We start from the raw sequence: 18857 nt of genomic DNA, 5'->3' as shown, positions 1-18857 counted from the left end.
ACTAAGCGCCATTTCGTCGTTTGCCACCGAGATTTCATGCCCGCCCTCGACCACCCCCTGATCGACCAGTTCCTTGACGCCCTATGGCTGGAAAAAGGCCTGTCCGACAACACCCGCGTGTCCTATCGCAGCGACCTGGCCCTGTTCAATGGCTGGTTGCAGGAGCATTCGGTATCGCTGCCGGACGCCGGTCGCGACCTGATCCTCGATCACTTGGCCTGGCGCCTGGATCAGGGCTACAAGCCACGTTCCACGGCGCGTTTCCTCTCCGGCCTGCGCGGCTTCTTCCGTTACCTGCTGCGGGAAAAGCTGGTGGCCATCGACCCGACCCTGCAGGTCGACATGCCGCAATTGGGCAAGCCGCTACCCAAGTCGCTGTCCGAAGCCGACGTCGAAGCCCTGTTGCAGGCTCCGGACCTGGGCGAAGCCATTGGCCAGCGCGACCGTGCCATGCTCGAAGTGCTCTACGCGTGCGGCCTTCGGGTTACCGAACTGGTCAGCCTGACCCTCGACCAGGTCAACCTGCGCCAGGGTGTGCTGCGGGTGATGGGCAAGGGCAGCAAGGAGCGTCTGGTGCCCATGGGTGAAGAGGCGGTGGTGTGGTTGGAGCGCTACCAGCGCGATGGCCGCGCCGAACTGCTCAATGGCCGGCCCAGCGACGTGCTGTTCCCCAGTCAGCGCGGCGAGCAGATGACGCGCCAGACCTTCTGGCACCGTATCAAACACCACGCACGGGTTGCCGGCATCGACAAGCCGCTGTCGCCGCACACCCTGCGGCATGCCTTCGCCACCCACCTGCTCAACCACGGTGCCGACTTGCGGGTGGTACAGATGCTGCTGGGCCACAGTGACCTGTCGACCACGCAGATCTATACCCACGTCGCCAAGGCGCGCCTGCAGCAGTTGCACGCCCAGCACCACCCGCGTGGATGAATGTTTTTCATGTTCCGCCGACCGGTCCTTGCGACCCCCTTCACTGGCGGCGTGATGTGGTAGGCTTGGGCGGTTTGCACCAAGGGCCGCACGGTCACCGCGTATTTTCCGCAGGTGGCGCCCTCCGGCCCCTGTCCGCCTTCAGGAGTTCCCATGCGCGTGACCCAGTTTTTCGCCGCCGCCGCGTTGGCGCTGGCCAGTACCTTTGCCGTTGCCGCGGCAACCGATAGCAACGCCGGTGCCGAGCAGGCCATCCGTAAATCGTTGCAGAACCTCGAACTGGAAGTGCCTGTGGAAAGCGTGGCCAGCAGCCCGCTCAACGGCCTCTATGAAGTCAAGCTGCAGGGCGGCCGCGTGCTGTACGCCAGCGCTGACGGACAGTTCGTGATGCAGGGCTATCTGTTCCAGATCCAGGACGGCAAGCCGGTCAACCTCACCGAAAAAACCGAACGCCAAGGTATCGCCAAGCTCATCAACGGCATTCCAGCCGGCGAGATGGTGGTTTATCCTGCCAAAGGCGAGACCAAGTCGCACATCACCGTGTTCACCGACACTACCTGCCCGTACTGCCACAAGCTGCACGCCGAAGTGCCCGAGTTGAACCGTCGCGGTATCGAAGTGCGCTATGTCGCCTTCCCGCGCCAGGGCCTCGGTTCGTCGGGTGACCAGCAGTTGCAGGCGGTGTGGTGCTCCAGCGACCGCCGCGGGGCGATGGACAAAATGGTCGAAGGTGAAGAAATCAAGGCCGCCAAGTGCAGCAACCCGGTCAGCAAGCAGTTCCAGCTGGGGCAGTCGATCGGGGTCAACGGCACGCCGGCCATTGTTCTTGAAAGCGGCCAGGTCATTCCGGGCTACCAGCCGGCACCACAGGTCGCCAAGCTGGCACTTGCCAAGTAATCCAGTTCAGTACGCCGTCGTCATGGGGTGACGGCAAGTTTCACGGTCGGCAAACGTGTCGGCCGTTCAATGGGGAGTTCACAGTGAAACCGGTCAAAGTAGGCATCTGTGGGTTGGGGACCGTCGGTGGCGGAACCTTCAATGTACTTCAGCGCAACGCCGAGGAGATTGCCCGCCGTGCCGGGCGCGGTATTGAAGTGGCACAGATCGCCATGCGCTCGCAGAACCCGAACTGCCAGATTACCGGTACCCCCATTACCGCTGACGTGTTCGAAGTTGCAAGCAACCCGGAGATCGACATTGTCATCGAGCTGATCGGTGGCTATACCATCGCCCGCGACCTGGTGCTGAAGGCCATCGAAAACGGCAAGCACGTGGTCACCGCCAACAAGGCGCTGATTGCCGTGCATGGCAACGAAATCTTCGCCAAAGCCCGCGAGAAAGGCGTGATTGTTGCGTTCGAGGCGGCCGTAGCCGGTGGCATCCCGGTGATCAAGGCCATCCGCGAAGGCCTGTCGGCCAACCGCATCAACTGGCTGGCCGGCATCATCAACGGCACCGGCAACTTCATCCTCACCGAAATGCGTGAGAAGGGCCGTGCCTTCCCGGACGTGCTGGCTGAAGCCCAGGCGCTGGGCTACGCCGAAGCCGACCCGACCTTCGACGTGGAAGGCATCGACGCTGCGCACAAGCTGACGATTCTGGCGTCCATCGCGTTCGGTATCCCGCTGCAGTTCGACAAGGCCTACACCGAAGGTATCACCCAGCTGACAACGGCAGACGTGAACTACGCCGAAGCCTTGGGTTACCGCATCAAGCACCTGGGCGTGGCGCGTCGCACCGCCGAAGGTATCGAGTTGCGCGTGCACCCGACGCTGATCCCGGCCGACCGTCTGATCGCCAACGTCAACGGCGTGATGAACGCTGTCATGGTCAACGGTGATGCTGCCGGCTCCACCCTGTACTACGGTGCTGGCGCGGGTATGGAGCCTACCGCTTCGTCAGTGGTCGGCGACCTGGTCGACGTGGTCCGTGCCATGACCTCCGACCCGGAGAACCGTGTGCCGCACCTGGCATTCCAGCCAGACTCGCTGTCGGCCCACCCGATCCTGCCGATCGAAGCCTGCGAAAGCGCCTACTACCTGCGCATCCAGGCCAAGGATCACCCGGGCGTACTGGCCCAGGTCGCCAGCATCCTCTCGGAGCGCGGTATCAACATCGAGTCGATCATGCAGAAGGAAGCCGAGGAGCAGGACGGCCTGGTGCCAATGATCCTGGTGACCCATGGCGTGGTCGAGCAGCGTATCAATGACGCCATCGTCGCTCTGGAAGCCCTGCAGGACGTGGTCGGCAAGGTTGTGCGCATTCGCGTCGAGCAGCTCAACTAACAAATATTGCCGACGGGCCGCCCGCGCGGCCCCGGCCCCAGCATCGAAGGTTTGCACCCATGCGCTATATCAGTACCCGCGGCCAGGCACCGGCCCTGAATTTCGAAGACGTGCTGCTGGCTGGCCTGGCCAGCGACGGCGGCCTGTACGTGCCGGAAAACCTGCCACGCTTCACCCAGGAAGAAATCGCCTCGTGGGCCGGCTTGCCCTACCACGAGCTGGCCTTCCGCGTGATGCGCCCGTTCGTCGAAGGCAGCATCGCCGACGCCGACTTCAAGAAGATCCTCGAAGAAACCTACGGCGAGTTCGCCCACGCTGCGGTCGCCCCGTTGCGTCAGCTGAACAGCAACGAGTGGGTGCTGGAGCTGTTCCACGGCCCGACCCTGGCGTTCAAGGACTTTGCCCTGCAGTTGCTCGGTCGCCTGCTTGACCATGTGCTGGCCAAGCGCAACGAGCGCGTGGTCATCATCGGTGCCACCAGCGGTGATACCGGTTCTGCCGCGATCGAAGGCTGCCGCCGTTGCGACAACGTCGACATCTTCATCCTGCACCCGCACCAGCGTGTGTCGGAAGTGCAGCGCCGCCAGATGACTACAATCTTTGGCGACAACATCCACAACATCGCCATCGAAGGCAACTTCGACGACTGCCAGGAAATGGTCAAGGCCAGTTTCGCCGACCAGTCGTTCCTCAAGGGCACCCGCCTGGTCGCCGTCAACTCGATCAACTGGGCGCGGATCATGGCCCAGATCGTCTACTACTTCCATGCAGCCCTGCAGCTGGGTGGCCCGGCGCGCTCGGTGGCGTTCTCGGTACCAACCGGCAACTTCGGCGACATCTTCGCCGGCTACCTGGCGCGCAACATGGGCCTGCCGGTCAGCCAATTGATCGTCGCCACCAACCGCAACGACATCCTGCACCGCTTCATGAGCGGCAACCAGTACGTCAAGGAAACCCTGCACGCGACCCTGTCGCCGTCGATGGACATCATGGTCTCGTCCAACTTCGAGCGCCTGTTGTTCGACCTGCATGGCCGCAACGGTGGTGCGATTGCCGAGCTGATGGCCAACTTCAAGCAAGGTGGCGGCTTCAGCGTCGAGCAAGACCGCTGGACCGAAGCCCGCAAACTGTTCGACTCGCTGGCCGTCAGCGACGAGCAAACCTGCGAGACCATCGCAGAAGTGTTCGCCGCCACCGGTGAAGTGCTCGACCCGCATACCGCAATCGGCGTCAAGGCTGCCCGCGAGTGCCGCCGCAGTCTGGACACGCCAATGGTGGTGCTGGGTACCGCGCACCCGGTCAAGTTCCCGGAAGCGGTGGAGAAGGCCGGTGTGGGCAAGGCGCTGGAGCTACCCGCGCACCTCAGCGACCTGTTCAGCCGTGAAGAGCGTTGCACGGTCCTGGCCAACGACCTGAAGGCTGTACAGGGCTTTGTCAGCCAGCACGGCAACCGCGGCAAGCCGCTGTAATTGCATGGCGTTTGGGGCTGCAGCGCAGCCCCAACGTCTCAGCCTTTTCCCTCCTGTCTATCAGAAACATCCTATTCAGCCTGCCGGGCGCCAAGCATAAATTAGCCGGTCCTCCCATCAGGAGCGGCTCATGCACCAGCCCTATGTGTTGATTCACCAGGCTCGCCCATCCCACCAGATACTCTTGCACCAGGCCCTCAACGGCCAGGGCGTCTTCAACGTGCGCATCAGCGAGAGCATGGCTGACCTCGACGCCTGCCTCTGCGCTGAGCGTCGCCCCGACCTGCTGATCCTCGACCACGCCATGCCAGCCCGGGCCGGCCTTGCCCTGTTCGCCCAGCAGCAGCGAGCGCGCGCATTGCTGTTCGTCGGCCAGCCTGCCCCAACGCGTCAAAACCTTGCCCAAGAGGCCAGGAAGCGCGGCATGTGGGTGCTCGACGAGTTGCCCTGGCCGCTGTCGATGCCACGCCTGCAGCATGCCTTGCAAACACTGCAGGTGCGCCCAGGGAGGCGTATTCAAACTGTCATGCCAGCCCCGCATGCTCACTGAAGCGGGCGCGGTTTGACGAACTTTCTGCGGCGCCTGCTGGTCAGTTACTTTAGGTCCCACCACGCAGCGAGTGATCCGGATGGAAAGAATCTGCAGCCTGCTCAACGAAGCCCTGACGCCCTATCAGACCCACCTCGGCACCGCCGATCCCAGTGGTAATCGCCAACTGACCGTTCACGACCCTCTCTCAGGTATTACCTTGCGGCGCACGGTCAGCGAGCGCCAATTGCAGGAGCAACGCCTGCTGATCGACCTCGTGGACGGCCTGCACCGAGATCTGCAGATAGCTGAGGGGCGGTTGCAGCCGTGTGTCATCGCAGCATTGCAGCATCGCCAGCAACCGCAGGGAACCTTTGCCTGAGTGGTTCATCAGACAGTGTAAGGGCAGCCAGCCAGTGCTTTGCTCCGGCGCTGGCAAGGCTGTCACGGGAAGTCCTCAAGGGCTTTCGCTTGGCCCCGGGCGTCTTCCCCAGCGCCCGGGGTTTCTTTTTTCGGCAGGCACGTATCCCCCGTCTGCTTCTGCAACGACCGTGCATACGGGTTGGGCTTATTTGTCCTCAAAGAAACGCCGGCTTTCCTGTAGATAGTCTTCTCGCAATGCCAGGTCCAGCCAGCGGGCATACAACCCTGGCAACACATCCCGGCGCAGTGTAGGCAGCAACTGGTCGATGTGGGCAACTGCCGCACGCCCCAGTTCGCTGTTTGAGCACCCCACATGCAGAAACTGGTAGCGATTCACGCCCTGCACAGTATGAAACTGGTAGTCAGCCAGTGCCCCGCCTTGTTGTTGGATCAGGTAGCGCACTTCAGGCCAGTAGCCGAGCACCAGGCGCAGGCGCCCCAGTTGCTGCATCTGCAACAGGTTGGCGGTGGCCTCGTTGCCGTAGTGGCGGCTGAGCGCGCTGTCGGGCAACTGGCGCAGGATGCTGTCAATCTGCGTGCCGTAGCTGCGCTCGGCGACAATCCCCAGCTTTAGCGGGGCCTTGCTCAGCAGGCCATGCAGGTCCACCTGATGGCCGTCGAGGTAGGGTGCCACCAGCGCCTGGTTTTCCTTGCGCAACACCAGGCCGCCGCTGAGCACGCCCAGCGCTGGAACGGAAAAATGCACATATTTGGCCCGTTCCGGTGTCCACAGCAGGGTTGGGTCGCAGGTGAAGGTGTCACGGTCTTGCAGCATTTGGAGGCTGCGGGCGCGGTTGACCCGCACGATGCTGTGTTCGTACTCGGGCATCTGCCTTATCAGCAGCGGTAACAACTGGTCGATGACCCCCCGGCCTTCTTCCGGGCCATCAAAAATGGTGAACGGTGGCAGGTCGCGTACCAGCCAGAAGAGGTGCTCCTTGGCATTTGCGGGCTGCAACAGCAACGCAGGCAACAGCCCGCAGAGCAGGAGCAGATGGCGTAGGCAGCGGGGCGCGCACATGGAGCCGGTCAGCGCCAGGATCAGACCGTGCCCGCTGCGCGCAGGCTGGCGATGGACGCTGCGTCGTAGCCCAGGCTGCCGAGCAGCGCCTCGGTATGCTCGCCCAAGGCCGGGCCGACCCATTCGCTAGAGCCGGGAGTCTCCGACAGCTTGGGCACGATGCCGGGCATGTGGAATGGCTTGCCATCCGGCAGCTTGGCCTGCAGGAACATCTCGCGTGCCAGGTACTGGGGGTCGTTGAACATGTCCTCGGCCGAATAGATACGGCTGGCCGGCACTTCGGCAGTGGTCAGCACCTGCATCAGTTGCTCCAGTGGCAGGCTGTTGGCCCAGCGGTCGATCACCCCATACAGCTCGTCACGACGCAGGTCGCGGCCGTCGTTGCTGGCCAGGGTCGGGTCGTTGGCGAGGTCATCGCGACCGATGGCCTGCATGAAGCGCTTGAAGATGGCATCACCGTTGGCGCCGATCTGCACATGCTTGCCGTCGGCGCTTGTGTGGATGGAGGAGGGCGTGATGCCCGGCATGATGTTGCCGGTGCGTTCGCGGATGAAACCGAACACATCGAATTCCGGCACCATGCTCTCCATCATGGCAAAGATCGCCTCGTACAGGGCCACGTCCACCACCTGGCCCTGGCCGCCATTGACTTCCCGGTGGCGCAGCGCCATCAGCGCGCCGATCACCCCCCACAGGGCGGCAATCGAGTCACCGATGGAAATCCCCGTGCGCACTGGCGGGCGGTCATCGAAACCGGTGATGTAGCGCAGGCCGCCCATCGACTCGCCTACGGCACCGAAGCCTGGCTGGTCTTTCATCGGCCCGGTCTGGCCAAAGCCCGACAGGCGCACCATCACCAGGCGCGGGTTCAGCGCATGCAGCACATCCCACCCCAAACCAAGTTTTTCCAGCACGCCCGGGCGAAAGTTTTCGATCAGGATGTCGGCCTCGGCCAGCAGGCGCTTGAGGATATCGCGGCCCTCGGGGTGCTTGAGGTTGAGGGTGAGCGACTGCTTGTTGCGGGCCTGCACGAACCACCACAGCGAGGTGCCCTCGTACAGCTTGCGCCACTTGCGCAGCGGGTCGCCGCCATCGGGCGATTCGACCTTGACCACTTCGGCGCCGAATTCGGCACAGATACGCGAGGCGAACGGCCCGGCGATCAGGGTACCGAGTTCGACAACTTTAAGGCCGGCGAGGGGTTTGCTGGGCGTCGACATGGGGTGTCCGTGGCAGTTGGGCAGAGCCGTGGTTTTATCACACGTCGGTTTCGCCGGGTACTGCTGCGGGGCATGGAAGGTGCGGATGGGGTAGACTGTGCCACTTTCTTTTGCACGAAGCCCGTCGACCATGGCCCAGCCGTCCACCACCTACAAGTTCGAATTGAATCTCACCGACCTTGATCGCAACGTCTACGAAAGCGTCAAACAGACTATCGCTCGGCACCCTTCGGAAACCGAAGAGCGCATGGCCGTTCGTTTGTTGGCGTACGCGCTCTGGTACAACGAGAACTTGTCGTTTGGCCGCGGCCTGTCGGATGTCGATGAGCCGGCGCTGTGGGAAAAGAGCCTGGACGATCGCGTGCTGCACTGGATTGAAGTTGGCCAGCCCGATGCCGATCGCCTGACCTGGTGCTCGCGCCGTACCGAACGCACCAGCTTGCTGGCTTACGGCAGCCTGCGAGTGTGGGAGGGTAAAGTGGTGAGCGCGGTCAAGAACCTGAAAAACCTGAGCATTGCCGCTGTGCCGCAAGAGGTGCTGGAAACCCTGGCGACCGACATGCCGCGTAGCATCAAGTGGGACGTGATGATCAGTGAAGGTACGGTATTCGTGACTGACGACCGTGGCCAGCATGAAGTGCAACTGCAGTGGCTGCTCGGTGAGCGTGGTTGAAGCAACACATGCGTATCGAACCTCGCCCGCTGCCGCCGACCCTGCCATTTCTGGGTAACCTGCCACCCTTGCTGACCCGCCTTTACGCCGCGCGCGGCGTGCAGAGCGAGGCCGAGCTGGACAAGAGCCTGGCACGCCTGCTGCCCTACCAGCAGCTCAAGGGCATCGAGGCCGGTGTGGACCTGCTGGTCGAAGCCATCGACCAGCGCCAGCGCATCCTCATCGTCGGCGACTTCGATGCCGACGGTGCCACCGCCAGCACCGTCGGGGTGCTGGGCCTGCGCCTGCTGGGTGCGGCCCATGTCGATTACCTGGTGCCCAACCGCTTCGAGTATGGCTACGGCCTGACCCCGGAAATCGTCGAGGTGGCGCTGCAGCGCCAGCCGCAGTTGCTGATTACCGTGGACAACGGCATTTCCAGTGTCGACGGGGTGGCGGCCGCCAAGGCCGCCGGGCTCAAGGTGCTGGTCACCGACCACCACCTGCCGGGCGAGCAGTTGCCCGATGCCGATGCCATCATCAACCCCAACCAGCCGGGCTGCAGCTTTCCGAGCAAGTCACTGGCCGGGGTGGGGGTGATCTTCTATGTGTTGATGGCCCTGCGCGCTCGCTTGCGCAGCCTTGGGCGCTACGAGGCGCAGCCACAGCCGAACATTGGCGAACTGCTCGATCTGGTGGCGCTGGGCAGTGTTGCTGACGTGGTGCCGCTGGATGCCAACAACCGCATCCTGGTGCACCAAGGCCTTGAGCGCATCCGCGCCGGCCGCGCCCGGCCCGGCCTCAAGGCCATCCTTGAGGTGGCGCGGCGCGATCACCGGCGCATCACTTCGACTGACCTTGGTTTCATCCTCGGCCCACGGTTGAATGCCGCCGGGCGCCTGGACGACATGAGCCTGGGCATCGAATGCCTGCTGTGCGAGGACGCGGCGCTGGCCCAGGACATGGCCCAGCAGTTGGATGACCTGAACCAGGACCGCAAGTCCATCGAGCAGGGCATGCAGCGCGAAGCCCTGGCCCAACTCAAGGACCTGCCGGTCGAGTCGATGCCGTATGGGTTGTGCCTGTTCGATGCCGACTGGCACCAGGGCGTGATCGGTATTCTGGCTTCGCGCTTGAAGGAGCGTTACCACCGGCCGACCATCGCCTTCGCCGATGCTGGTGATGGCATGCTCAAAGGCTCGGCGCGTTCGGTGCCGGGCTTCCATATTCGCGATGCGCTGGATGCCGTGGCCGCGCGCCACCCGCAGCTGATCAGCAAGTTCGGCGGCCACGCCATGGCTGCCGGGTTGTCGTTGCCAGAGGCTAATTTCTCGGCGTTTGCCGAGGCGTTCGACGAAGAGGTGCGGCGTCAGCTGCGCGAAGAAGACCTGACTGGCCGCCTGTTGTCCGACGGCAGCCTGGCGGTAGAGGAGTTCCACCTCGACCTGGCCAAGGCCCTGCGCCATGCCGGCCCATGGGGCCAGCACTTCCCTGAGCCGCTGTTCCATGGCGTGTTCCAGTTGGTGGAGCAGCGTGTGGTTGGCGAACGGCACCTGAAAGTGGTGCTCAAGAGCGAATGTGGCTCGGTGCGGCTGGATGGCATTGCCTTCGGCATTGACCGCGAAGTGTGGCCAAACCCGACGGTGCGCTGGGTGGAGTTGGCGTACAAGCTGGATGTGAACGAGTTTCGCGGTAATGAGAGTGTGCAGTTGATGATTGCGCATATGGAGCCGCGCTGAGTTTAGCGTCAGGTGCCTGCCTTGGATCTTGCGCTGGGGCACAAATCGAGCGCCGCCCGCGCGGCGCTCGATCTCACAGGCGCTGCAAACCTTTCGGCGAACCCCTCGCCATCCCACAGAACCTCCCCCCACCAATCTGGTCTAGTCTCATTAATGACCGGCACCGGGCCAGGGATGTGCACTTGAGTGTCCGGGCCGGATCACCATTGGAGTCCTTGGGAGGTGCCCTCATGAGCCTGCTGCTCGAGCCTTACACCCTGCGTCAGCTGACGCTGCCCAACCGCATCGCGGTCTCGCCGATGTGCCAGTATTCCGCCATCGATGGCCTGGCCAACGATTGGCATCTCGTTCACTTGGGCTGCCGCGCCGTGGGTGGCGCTGGCCTGGTCATCAGCGAAGCCGTTGCGGTGACTGCCGATGGTCGCATCACCGCCGAAGACCTAGGCTTGTGGAACGACGACCAGATCGTCCCGTTGCAGCGCATCACCCGTTTCATTACTGCGCAAGGCGCCGTGCCGGGTATCCAGTTGGCCCACGCCGGGCGCAAGGCCAGTACCTATCGGCCCTGGCTGGGCAAGCAGGGCAGCGTGAAGCTCGAAGACGGCGGCTGGCAGCCCGTGGGGCCGTCGAAAATCGCCTTCGACCCGCAGCACACACCGCCACGCGAGTTGAGCAAGGACGAAATCCAGGACGTGATCGACGCCTTCGTCGCATCGACCGAGCGGGCGCTCAAGGCCGGCTTCAAGGTGGTCGAGATCCACGCTGCCCATGGTTATCTGCTGCACCAGTTTCTCTCACCGCTGAGCAACCAGCGCCGTGACGAATACGGCAGTTGCTTCGAGAATCGAATCCGCCTGACCCTGCAGGTGGTGGAGGCCGTGCGCAAGGTCTGGCCGGCCGAATTGCCGCTGTTCGTGCGGGTATCGGCGACTGACTGGGTCGAGGACGGCTGGAACCCGGATGAAACCGTCGAACTGGCTCGTCGCCTGCGGGTGCTGGGTGTCGACCTGATCGATGTGTCCTCCGGTGGTACCTCGGTCAACGCCGAAATTCCTACAGGCCCTGGCTATCAGACGCGCTTTGCAGAGCGCGTGCGCAAGGAAGCAGAGATCGCCACCGGCACCGTCGGCATGATCACTGAACCTGCCCAGGCCGAGCACATTCTGCGTACCGGGCAGGCCGACGTGATCTTCCTGGCTCGGGAGCTGCTGCGCGATCCTTACTGGCCGCTGCATGCCGATGATGATCTGGGTGGCAACAAGGCCACTTGGCCGGCGCAGTACCAAAGGGCGACCAGCCGCGCCAATCCGATACATGAGTCGGACTTGCGGGATTAAGCTACTGCATTCAGCTGAATGCGGCCTGGCTGAGGATGTCACTTACCCATTGGTTAATGCTCTTTTCCGCCAGTTCGGCTTTAGCAGCCACGCTGGCGTGAAGAGCAGGTTCAAGACGCAGGCTCAGCTTTCCCGAGTAAGCTTTCTGAGGTTCCCTTCCGAGTTTTTCGCAAGTCTCGATGTAGTCATCGACAGCTTCTTCGAATGCTCGACGGAGCTCACTGATTGATTCACCGTGAAAGCCGATCACGTCACGGATGCCGGCAACATGACCGATCAGTAACTGGTCTTCATCGCTGTAATCAATGCGTGCGGCATAGCCGCGGTAGGTCATTACATTCATGGTGTTACTCCTGCCTGTTCCAGGAACTGGCGCGCGCTCCGTACCTGATAGGATTTGGCATCCTTGTCGGGATGCGGTCGATGGTACGTGGCAATGGTCCCATTAAGCTCGAAGCGCACCCGCGATCCACGGCCTTCGATCGCCTTGGCGCCTATCGATATCAGAAATGACTCCAAACGCGGCCACTCCAGCGACTTTGGAACCGGCTTTTTGAAAATGGCTTCAAAGGTCGATCTTTGATGATTATTCATGGTATCAGAATATGATACCAGCTGATTGTTGGTATGTAGGATGGGCGGAGCCCTATCTGTAGGAGTGGTCTTGCGAGCTAGGGGTGCTGGGCGTCGACGTTAGCCGTGCATGGCGGTAGTCGTGTTGTGTGGCGAAAATCGAGCGCCGCCAGCGCGGCGCATCGCGAGCTGCACGTACGATGCTCGATCTCACAGGCGCTAAACCCCTATAGCCCTACACCACCGGCCCCCTCAATGCTTGATCATCACATGCCGCACACAGGTGTAGTCCTCCAGCCCATACATCGACATGTCCTTGCCATACCCCGAATGCTTCTGCCCGCCATGGGGCATTTCGCTGACCAGCATGAAGTGGGTATTCACCCAGGTGCAGCCATACTGCAAGCGCGCCGCCAGGCGGTGGGCGCGGCCGGTGTCGCGGGTCCATACCGATGAGGCCAGGCCGTAGTTGGAGTCGTTGGCCCATTCCAGTGCCTGCGCTTCATCGGTGAAGCGGGTGACCGAAACCACCGGGCCAAACACTTCGTTGCGCACGATCTCGTCGTCCTGCAGGGCGTCGGCCAGCACGGTAGGCTCGAAGAAAAAGCCATCGCCCGCTATTGGCTTGCCACCGGTTACCAGACGAATGTGCGGCTGGGCGATGGCCCGCTGCACCAGCCCGGCGACCTTGTCGCGGTGCTGGGCGCTGATCAGTGGCCCCAGTTCGGTTTCTTCAGACTCCTGCAGGCCCGGCTTGAGGCTGGCTACGGCTTTACCCAGGCGTTCGACAAAGCGCTCGTAGATCCCGTCCTGCACATACAGGCGGCAGGCTGCGGTGCAGTCCTGGCCGGCGTTGTAGAAGCCGAAGGTGCGGATGCCGTCGATGGCGGCATCGATGTCAGCGTCATCGAACACCAGCACCGGCGCCTTGCCGCCCAGCTCCATGTGCATGCGTTTCACGCTGTCGGCGGTGGCGCTGATGATGTGCGCGCCGGTGGGGATCGAGCCGGTCAGCGACACCATGCGCACCTTGGGGTGGGTTATCAACGGGTTGCCGACCGTCTGGCCGCGGCCGAAGAGAATGTTCAGCACCCCCGGCGGCAGCAAGTCCTGGGCCAGCTCGCCCAGGCGCAGGGCCGTCAGCGGCGTCAGCTCGGACGGCTTTATCACCACGGTGTTGCCGGCAGCCAGGGCTGGGGCGATCTTCCAGGCCAGCATCATCAGCGGGTAGTTCCACGGCGCGATGGAAGCCACCACGCCCAACGGGTCGCGGCGGATCATCGAGGTGTGGCCCGGCAGGTACTCGCCTGCCGCCGAGCCGCCCAGGCAGCGCGCCGCACCGGCAAAGAAACGGAACACGTCGGCAATCGCCGGGATCTCGTCGTTGAGTGCAGCGCTCAGGGGCTTGCCGCAGTTCTGTGATTCCAGCCGGGCCAGTTCATCGCCATGGGCTTCGATGGCATCGGCCAGCGCCAGCAAGGCCTGCGAACGTTCTTTAGGGCTGGTTTGCGACCAGCTGTCGAAGGCCTGGTCGGCAGCGCGCACGGCACTGTCCACCTGCGCCTCGGTGGCTTCGTTGATCTGCGCCAGGGCAGTGCCCAGCGCCGGGTTGAGCACGGTCCAGGCCGGGCCTTGGCCAGCGACCAGCTGGCCATTGATCAGCATCTGCGTTTGCATCGGGGGCTCCTCCAGGGTCATTTTCCACCGCCCGCGACGCTGTCGCCGCCACGGGTCAGGTAATAGGCGCCAAGAATCGGCAGCATGGTCACCAGCATCACCAGCATGGCGACAACGTTGGTCACGGGCACGTCGCGCGGGCGGCTGAGCTGGTTGAGCAGCCAGATCGGCAGGGTGCGCTCGTGGCCGGCGGTGAACGTGGTGACGATGATTTCATCGAACGACAAGGCAAAGGCCAGCATGCCGCCCGCCAGCAGCGCCGAGCCGAGGTTGGGCAGGACGATGTAGCGGAAGGTCTGCCAACCGTCGGCGCCAAGGTCCATCGAGGCTTCGATCAGGCTTTGCGAGGTACGCCGCAGGCGGGCGATCACATTGTTGTAGACGATCACCACGCAGAACGTGGCGTGGCCGACTACGATGGTGAACACCCCGGGCTCTATCCCCAGCGTCTTGAACGCCGAGAGCAGGGCGATGCCGGTGATGATGCCTGGCAGGGCGATGGGCAGAATCAGCACCAGCGAAATGCTCTCCTTGCCGAAGAAGCTGCGCCGATAGAGCGCCGCCGAGGCCAGCGTACCGAGCACCAGTGCGATCAAGGTGGCCAGGCAAGCCACCTGCAGCGACAGCTTGATTGCCTCGAGCACATCGGGCCGGGTGAAGGCCACGTCGATCCACTTCAGGGTAAAGCCCTTGGGCGGAAAGCTGAACGCCGCGTCTTCGGTGTTGAAGGCGTACAGGAAGATGATCAGGATCGGGAAGTGCAGGAACAGCAACCCGCCCCAGGCCGCCAGGCGCAGCCCTGCAGACGCTTTTTCAGAGTGCATCGAAAGCCCCCAGGCGCTTGACGATGGCCAGGTATACCGCGATCAGCACGATTGGCACCAAGGTGAACGCGGCGGCCATCGGCATGTTGCCGATCGCCCCTTGCTGGGCATAGACCATGCTGCCGATGAAGTAGCCGGGCGGGCCGACCAGCTGCGGCACGATGAAGTCGCCCAGGGTGAGCGAGAAGGTGAAGATCGAGCCGGCGGCGATGCCGGGGATCGACAGCGGCAGGATCACCTGCACGAAGGTTTGCCCTGGCCGGGCGCCCAGGTCGGCCGAAGCCTGCAGCAGCGACGGTGGCAAGCGCTCCAGCGAGGCCTGGATCGGCAGGATCATGAATGGCAGCCAGATGTACACGAACACCAGGAAGCGCCCCAGGTGTGAAGTCGACAGCGTGCTGCCGCCCACGCCCGGCACGGCCAGCACCGCCTGCAGCAGGCCATCCAGGTGCAACTGCTGGACGAACCACTGGGCCACGCCGCCCTTGGCCAGCAGCAGGGTCCAGGCATAGGTCTTGACGATGTAGCTGGCCCACATCGGCATCATCACCGCGATGTAGAAAAACGCCTTGGTCTTGCCGCTGGTGTAGCGCGCCATGTAATAGGCGATGGGGAAGGCCAGTACCGCGCTGGCCAGCGACACTGCCACCGCCATGCCCAGGGTGCGCAGGATGATGTCGAAGTTCGACGGGTTGAACAGCGCGGCGAAGTTGCCCAGGGTCAGGTCCGGGGTCACCGCCATGGTGAAGTCGTCGAAGGTATAGAAGCCCTGCCACAGCAGGTTCAGCAGCGAGCCCAGGTAAATCGCGCCGAACCAGGTCAGCGGCGGGATCAACAGCAGTGCCAGGTACAGGTTGGGGCGCCGGTACAGCAGGTTGGACAGGGTGCGCAGTGTGCTCATGTCAGCGGCCCTCGGTTTCCTGCAGCACCGTCATGGCCTCGCGGGGCCAGTGCGCCTGCAGGCGTTGCCCGAGCTGCCAGGCCTGCATCTGCTTCTGCCAGCGGTCATTGGCCTGGCTTACTGCCAGCAGTTGACCGTTGTCCAGCTGCAGTTCGTAGCGGGTGGCGCTGCCTTGGTACTGGACATCGTGCAGCACGCCGCTGACCTGTACCTCATGGCTGGTCACTACCGGGTCGCCCAGGCGAATGAGCTCGGGACGGATGGAAAAGGGCGCCGGGCTGCCGTTGATCTGCATGGCCAGCTCGCCCCGCACCACGTTGGACGTGCCGACAAATTCAGCGACGAAGGTTGTGCTGGGCTTCATGTACAGGTTGCGCGGGGTGTCGACCTGTTCGATACGGCCGCGGTTGAACACCGCGACCCGGTCGGACATCGACAGCGCCTCGGTCTGGTCGTGGGTGACGAAGATGAAGGTGATGCCCAGTTGGCGTTGCAGCTTTTTCAGCTCGCCTTGCATCTGTTCGCGCAATTTCAGGTCCAGCGCGCCCAGTGGCTCATCCAGCAGCAGCACCCGCGGCCGGTTGACCAACGCCCGGGCCAGGGCCACGCGCTGACGCTGGCCGCCAGACAGCTGTGCCGGCTTGCGCGCGCCATAGCCGGCCAGGGCCACCATGGCCAGGGCTTCTTCGGCGCGGCTGTGGCGTTCGGCCTTGCCCACGCCTTTTACCTTCAGGCCATAGGCGATGTTCTCCAGCACGTTCATGTGCGGGAACAGCGCATAGTCCTGGAACACAGTGTTGACGTCACGTTGGTAGGGCGGCAGGCCAGCGGCCTCGACCCCTTGGATGCGGATCGAACCGCTGGAGGGTTGCTCGAAGCCTGCGATCAGGCGCAGGCAGGTGGTCTTGCCCGAGCCGGAAGGGCCGAGCATGGAAAAGAACTCGCCATCGATGATGTCGATGCTGACCTGGTCGACGGCCTTGACCTCGCCGAAGGTGCGGGAAACCTGGGTGAACTGGACGGCTAGGGGCATGCGTGGACTCCGGACAACAAGGGTTCTCCTGTGCCGGCCTCTTCGCGGGTGAACCCGCTCCTACAGGGCGCGCCACCCTTGCAGGCGGTGAAGAACCTGGGGGAGCGGGCTTGCCCGGGAAAAGGCCGGTACAGGCATTCAGGCAACCTCAGCGACCACCCATGATCGCAATGTAGTCCTGGGTCCAGCGGCTGTAAGGCACGAACTTGCCCCCTTGGGCCTGCGGTGTTTTCCAGAAGGCAATCTTGTCGAAGTTGTCGAAGCCGTTGGTCTTGCAGCCCTCGGCCCCCAGCAGCTCGCTGCCGGTGCACGCCGCCGGCACAGCCGGCAACGAGCCGAACCAGGCCGCCACATCGCCTTGCACCTTAGGTTGCAACGACCAGTCCATCCACTTGTAGGCGCAATTGGGGTGCTTGGCCTCGGCGTGCAGCATGGTGGTGTCGGCCCAGCCGGTCGCGCCCTCCTTGGGAATGGTCGAGGCCACTGGCTGGTTCTCGGCCTTGAGGCCATTGACCATGTAGCCCCAGGAGCTTGAGGCAACCACGCCTTCGTTTTTCACATCGCTCATCTGGACCGTGGCGTCATGCCAATAGCGGTGGATCAGCGGTTGTTGCTGGCGCAGCAGTTCCAGCACGGCCTTGTATTGTGCCTCGTTCAGTTCGTACGGGTCCTTGATGCCCAGTTCAGGCCTGGCCGACTTCAGGTACAGCGCTGCATCGGCGATGTAGATCGGCCCGTCATAGGCTTGCACGCGGCCCTTGTTTGGCTTGCCGTCGGGCAGGTTCTGCGGCTCGAACACCACGCTCCAGCTGGTGGGCGCCTGCTTGAAGGTATCGGTGTTGTACAGCAGCACGTTTGGCCCCCACTGGTACGGCGTGCCGTACACCTGCTTGTCGACCACATACCAGCTACCGTTCTGCAGGCGCGGGTCGATGCTCTTCCAGTTGGGGATCAGGGCAGTGTTGATCGGCTGTACGCGCTTGCCTGCAATCAGCCGCAGCGATGCATCGCCCGAGGCGGTGACCAGGTCATAGCCGCCCTTGGTCATCAGGCTGACCATCTCGTCCGAGGTGGCGGCCGTTTTCACGCTGACCTTGCAGCCGGTTTCCTTTTCGAAACCGGTCACCCAATCGTAGGCCTTGTCGCTTTCACCGCGTTCGATGTAACCGGGCCAGGCGACGATGTCCAGGCGCCCCTCGCCGTCCCCCAGGGCCTTGAGCGTTTCGGCGGCCTGCAGGCTGGCGCCGGCCAGCATGGCGCAGGTGGTGGCGCCGAGCAATGCGGTCTTGTGCACTGACATGGTGTTCCCTCTTCTTGGCGATCTTGTTCGGGCAGTCATGAGGCAAGCAGTGAAACAATCGTTATAAGCGTAGTGCGTGAGTGCGAGGTATTGGCGATATCGAGTCTAGTTGGCTTTTTGCCCGCTAACGCAACATCCTGAAGCAAATCCCTGCATGGCGTGTGCTCCTCCAAGCCTTACTCTGGCGTTTGAATCTTCTTACGTGGAGACACGCGAATGAACACCCGTGGCTTGCTCGATCAACTCCTCAAATCCGGCCAGCAACTGCTCGAAAAGCAGGGGGGCGCCACCAAGCCTGGCAGCCCTTCGGGCGGGTTGGGCGGGTTGTTGTCCGGGGCAGGGGGCGGCCTGCTGGGTGGGGGCGCTCTGGGCCTGTTGCTGGGTAGCAAGAAGGCCCGCAAGTACGGTGGCAAGGCCCTGACTTACGGCGGCCTCGCCGCGCTGGGGGTACTGGCCTATAAAGCTTACGGCAACTGGCAGGCAAACCAGCGGGGGGCCGCAGCCGAGCCTCAAACCATCGACCGCCTGCCGCCGGCCCAGGCCGAGCAGCACAGCCAGGCGGTACTGCGCGCCCTGGTGGCGGCGGCCAAGTCCGATGGGCATATCGACGAGCGCGAGCGGGCGCTGATCGAGGGTGAATTCACGCGCCTGGACAGCGACCGCGAATTGCAGCACTGGCTGCATGCCGAGCTGAACAAGCCGCTGGACCCGGCCGAAGTGGCCCGCGCTGCGCAAACGCCGGAGATGGCTGCCGAGATGTACCTGGCCAGCGTGATGATGGTCGATCAGGAAAACTTCATGGAGCGTGCCTACCTGGACGAGCTGGCCCGCCAGCTGCGGCTGGACCCGGGCTTGCGCCAGGAACTGGAAAGCCAGGTGCGGTTGGCTGCAGCGTAGTGGCGGTGCTTGCCACGGCCTATTGAGCGCCTGTGAGATCGAGC

General features: G+C 63.3%; 19 protein-coding genes. 10 read left to right on the top strand and 9 right to left on the bottom strand.

Translation table 11 applies throughout. From position 1 onward, the window contains the following. Nucleotides 1-36 precede the first annotated feature (36 nt). From xerD to LU682_RS23515, 6 genes are all read left to right on the top strand, one after another. Nucleotides 37-933: a site-specific tyrosine recombinase XerD gene (xerD, locus tag LU682_RS23540; protein ID WP_003252154.1), complete on the top strand. Its 897-nt coding sequence runs from the start codon at nt 37-39 to the stop codon at nt 931-933. Nucleotides 934-1086: 153 nt separating this feature from the next. After that, nucleotides 1087-1830, top strand: coding sequence for a thioredoxin fold domain-containing protein (locus tag LU682_RS23535; protein WP_049587384.1), 744 nt, complete (start codon nt 1087-1089; stop codon nt 1828-1830). 83 nt (nt 1831-1913) lie between these two features. After that, entirely contained in the window at nt 1914-3218 is a 1305-nt protein-coding gene (locus LU682_RS23530; protein ID WP_003252157.1) for a homoserine dehydrogenase, read from the top strand. Between the two features lie 59 nt (nt 3219-3277). Then, on the top strand, nt 3278-4687 hold the full coding sequence (thrC, locus tag LU682_RS23525; protein ID WP_010952565.1) for a threonine synthase: 1410 nt from the start codon (nt 3278-3280) through the stop codon (nt 4685-4687). A gap of 130 nt (nt 4688-4817) precedes the next feature. Continuing rightward, nucleotides 4818-5237, top strand: a complete 420-nt coding sequence (locus tag LU682_RS23520) for an ANTAR domain-containing protein (protein ID WP_049587386.1) — start codon at nt 4818-4820, stop codon at nt 5235-5237. 79 nt (nt 5238-5316) lie between these two features. Then, on the top strand, nt 5317-5598 hold the full coding sequence (locus LU682_RS23515) for a DUF3509 domain-containing protein (RefSeq protein WP_061405586.1): 282 nt from the start codon (nt 5317-5319) through the stop codon (nt 5596-5598). A 186-nt stretch (nt 5599-5784) separates the two neighbouring features. Here LU682_RS23515 and LU682_RS23510 read toward each other — a convergent pair whose 3' ends face one another. Next, the gene (locus LU682_RS23510) at nt 5785-6660 is read right to left on the bottom strand and encodes a TIGR02285 family protein (protein WP_010952568.1); all 876 of its coding nucleotides are present in this window, start codon (nt 6658-6660) and stop codon (nt 5785-5787) included. A 20-nt stretch (nt 6661-6680) separates the two neighbouring features. Beyond that, nucleotides 6681-7880, bottom strand: coding sequence for a CaiB/BaiF CoA transferase family protein (locus tag LU682_RS23505; protein ID WP_232885691.1), 1200 nt, complete (start codon nt 7878-7880; stop codon nt 6681-6683). 130 nt (nt 7881-8010) lie between these two features. On the opposite strand from LU682_RS23505, the gene LU682_RS23500 reads away from it, so the two are divergent. From LU682_RS23500 to LU682_RS23490, 3 genes are all read left to right on the top strand, one after another. After that, entirely contained in the window at nt 8011-8553 is a 543-nt protein-coding gene (locus LU682_RS23500) for a YaeQ family protein (RefSeq protein ID WP_003252169.1), read from the top strand. Between the two features lie 8 nt (nt 8554-8561). Then, nucleotides 8562-10271 (top strand): single-stranded-DNA-specific exonuclease RecJ, encoded by a 1710-nt coding sequence (gene recJ, locus LU682_RS23495; protein WP_010952570.1) that lies wholly within the window; start codon nt 8562-8564, stop codon nt 10269-10271. A 230-nt stretch (nt 10272-10501) separates the two neighbouring features. Further along, nucleotides 10502-11608: an NADH:flavin oxidoreductase/NADH oxidase gene (locus tag LU682_RS23490; RefSeq protein ID WP_010952571.1), complete on the top strand. Its 1107-nt coding sequence runs from the start codon at nt 10502-10504 to the stop codon at nt 11606-11608. Nucleotides 11609-11618: 10 nt separating this feature from the next. Here LU682_RS23490 and LU682_RS23485 read toward each other — a convergent pair whose 3' ends face one another. The 7 genes from LU682_RS23485 to ydcS form a co-directional block, all read right to left on the bottom strand. Next, on the bottom strand, nt 11619-11951 hold the full coding sequence (locus tag LU682_RS23485) for a type II toxin-antitoxin system HicB family antitoxin (protein ID WP_010952572.1): 333 nt from the start codon (nt 11949-11951) through the stop codon (nt 11619-11621). Further along, the gene (locus LU682_RS23480) at nt 11948-12202 is read right to left on the bottom strand and encodes a type II toxin-antitoxin system HicA family toxin (protein WP_010952573.1); all 255 of its coding nucleotides are present in this window, start codon (nt 12200-12202) and stop codon (nt 11948-11950) included. Before LU682_RS23480 ends, LU682_RS23485 begins: the two co-directional genes overlap by 4 nt. A gap of 231 nt (nt 12203-12433) precedes the next feature. After that, a complete protein-coding gene (locus LU682_RS23475; protein ID WP_010952574.1) occupies nt 12434-13858 on the bottom strand; it encodes a gamma-aminobutyraldehyde dehydrogenase in 1425 nt (474 codons plus the stop codon). A gap of 17 nt (nt 13859-13875) precedes the next feature. After that, complete coding sequence (locus tag LU682_RS23470) at nt 13876-14682, bottom strand: ABC transporter permease (protein ID WP_010952575.1); 807 nt, start codon at nt 14680-14682, stop codon at nt 13876-13878. Then, nucleotides 14672-15583 (bottom strand): ABC transporter permease, encoded by a 912-nt coding sequence (locus tag LU682_RS23465; protein WP_010952576.1) that lies wholly within the window; start codon nt 15581-15583, stop codon nt 14672-14674. Before LU682_RS23465 ends, LU682_RS23470 begins: the two co-directional genes overlap by 11 nt. Before the next feature lies 1 nt (nt 15584). After that, nucleotides 15585-16616: an ABC transporter ATP-binding protein gene (locus LU682_RS23460; protein ID WP_010952577.1), complete on the bottom strand. Its 1032-nt coding sequence runs from the start codon at nt 16614-16616 to the stop codon at nt 15585-15587. Nucleotides 16617-16764: 148 nt separating this feature from the next. Next, a complete protein-coding gene (gene ydcS / locus LU682_RS23455) occupies nt 16765-17916 on the bottom strand; it encodes a putative ABC transporter substrate-binding protein YdcS (protein ID WP_049587392.1) in 1152 nt (383 codons plus the stop codon). 216 nt (nt 17917-18132) lie between these two features. Here ydcS and LU682_RS23450 point away from each other — a divergent pair, with 216 nt between their 5' ends. Beyond that, nucleotides 18133-18813, top strand: coding sequence for a tellurite resistance TerB family protein (locus LU682_RS23450; RefSeq protein WP_010952580.1), 681 nt, complete (start codon nt 18133-18135; stop codon nt 18811-18813). Nucleotides 18814-18857: the final 44 nt, after the last annotated feature.

The organism is Pseudomonas alloputida, assembly GCF_021283545.2.
GTDB lineage: Bacteria > Pseudomonadota > Gammaproteobacteria > Pseudomonadales > Pseudomonadaceae > Aquipseudomonas > Aquipseudomonas alloputida.
The sequence above is the reverse complement of the archived record's forward strand: the minus strand, read 5'-3'. Positions and strand labels throughout refer to the sequence as shown.

What these genes read in the sequence shown, in the direction of transcription:
- xerD (WP_003252154.1), top strand. Translation starts at nt 37, where the DNA reads ATGCCCGCCCTCGACCACCCCCTGATCGACCAGTTCCTTGACGCCCTA.
- LU682_RS23535 (WP_049587384.1), top strand. Translation starts at nt 1,087, where the DNA reads ATGCGCGTGACCCAGTTTTTCGCCGCCGCCGCGTTGGCGCTGGCCAGT.
- thrC (WP_010952565.1), top strand. Translation starts at nt 3,278, where the DNA reads ATGCGCTATATCAGTACCCGCGGCCAGGCACCGGCCCTGAATTTCGAA.
- LU682_RS23520 (WP_049587386.1), top strand. Translation starts at nt 4,818, where the DNA reads ATGCACCAGCCCTATGTGTTGATTCACCAGGCTCGCCCATCCCACCAG.
- LU682_RS23515 (WP_061405586.1), top strand. Translation starts at nt 5,317, where the DNA reads ATGGAAAGAATCTGCAGCCTGCTCAACGAAGCCCTGACGCCCTATCAG.
- LU682_RS23510 (WP_010952568.1), bottom strand. Translation starts at nt 6,660, where the DNA reads ATGTGCGCGCCCCGCTGCCTACGCCATCTGCTCCTGCTCTGCGGGCTG.
- LU682_RS23505 (WP_232885691.1), bottom strand. Translation starts at nt 7,880, where the DNA reads ATGTCGACGCCCAGCAAACCCCTCGCCGGCCTTAAAGTTGTCGAACTC.
- LU682_RS23500 (WP_003252169.1), top strand. Translation starts at nt 8,011, where the DNA reads ATGGCCCAGCCGTCCACCACCTACAAGTTCGAATTGAATCTCACCGAC.
- recJ (WP_010952570.1), top strand. Translation starts at nt 8,562, where the DNA reads ATGCGTATCGAACCTCGCCCGCTGCCGCCGACCCTGCCATTTCTGGGT.
- LU682_RS23490 (WP_010952571.1), top strand. Translation starts at nt 10,502, where the DNA reads ATGAGCCTGCTGCTCGAGCCTTACACCCTGCGTCAGCTGACGCTGCCC.
- LU682_RS23485 (WP_010952572.1), bottom strand. Translation starts at nt 11,951, where the DNA reads ATGAATGTAATGACCTACCGCGGCTATGCCGCACGCATTGATTACAGC.
- LU682_RS23480 (WP_010952573.1), bottom strand. Translation starts at nt 12,202, where the DNA reads ATGAATAATCATCAAAGATCGACCTTTGAAGCCATTTTCAAAAAGCCG.
- LU682_RS23475 (WP_010952574.1), bottom strand. Translation starts at nt 13,858, where the DNA reads ATGCAAACGCAGATGCTGATCAATGGCCAGCTGGTCGCTGGCCAAGGC.
- LU682_RS23470 (WP_010952575.1), bottom strand. Translation starts at nt 14,682, where the DNA reads ATGCACTCTGAAAAAGCGTCTGCAGGGCTGCGCCTGGCGGCCTGGGGC.
- LU682_RS23465 (WP_010952576.1), bottom strand. Translation starts at nt 15,583, where the DNA reads ATGAGCACACTGCGCACCCTGTCCAACCTGCTGTACCGGCGCCCCAAC.
- LU682_RS23460 (WP_010952577.1), bottom strand. Translation starts at nt 16,616, where the DNA reads ATGCCCCTAGCCGTCCAGTTCACCCAGGTTTCCCGCACCTTCGGCGAG.
- ydcS (WP_049587392.1), bottom strand. Translation starts at nt 17,916, where the DNA reads ATGTCAGTGCACAAGACCGCATTGCTCGGCGCCACCACCTGCGCCATG.
- LU682_RS23450 (WP_010952580.1), top strand. Translation starts at nt 18,133, where the DNA reads ATGAACACCCGTGGCTTGCTCGATCAACTCCTCAAATCCGGCCAGCAA.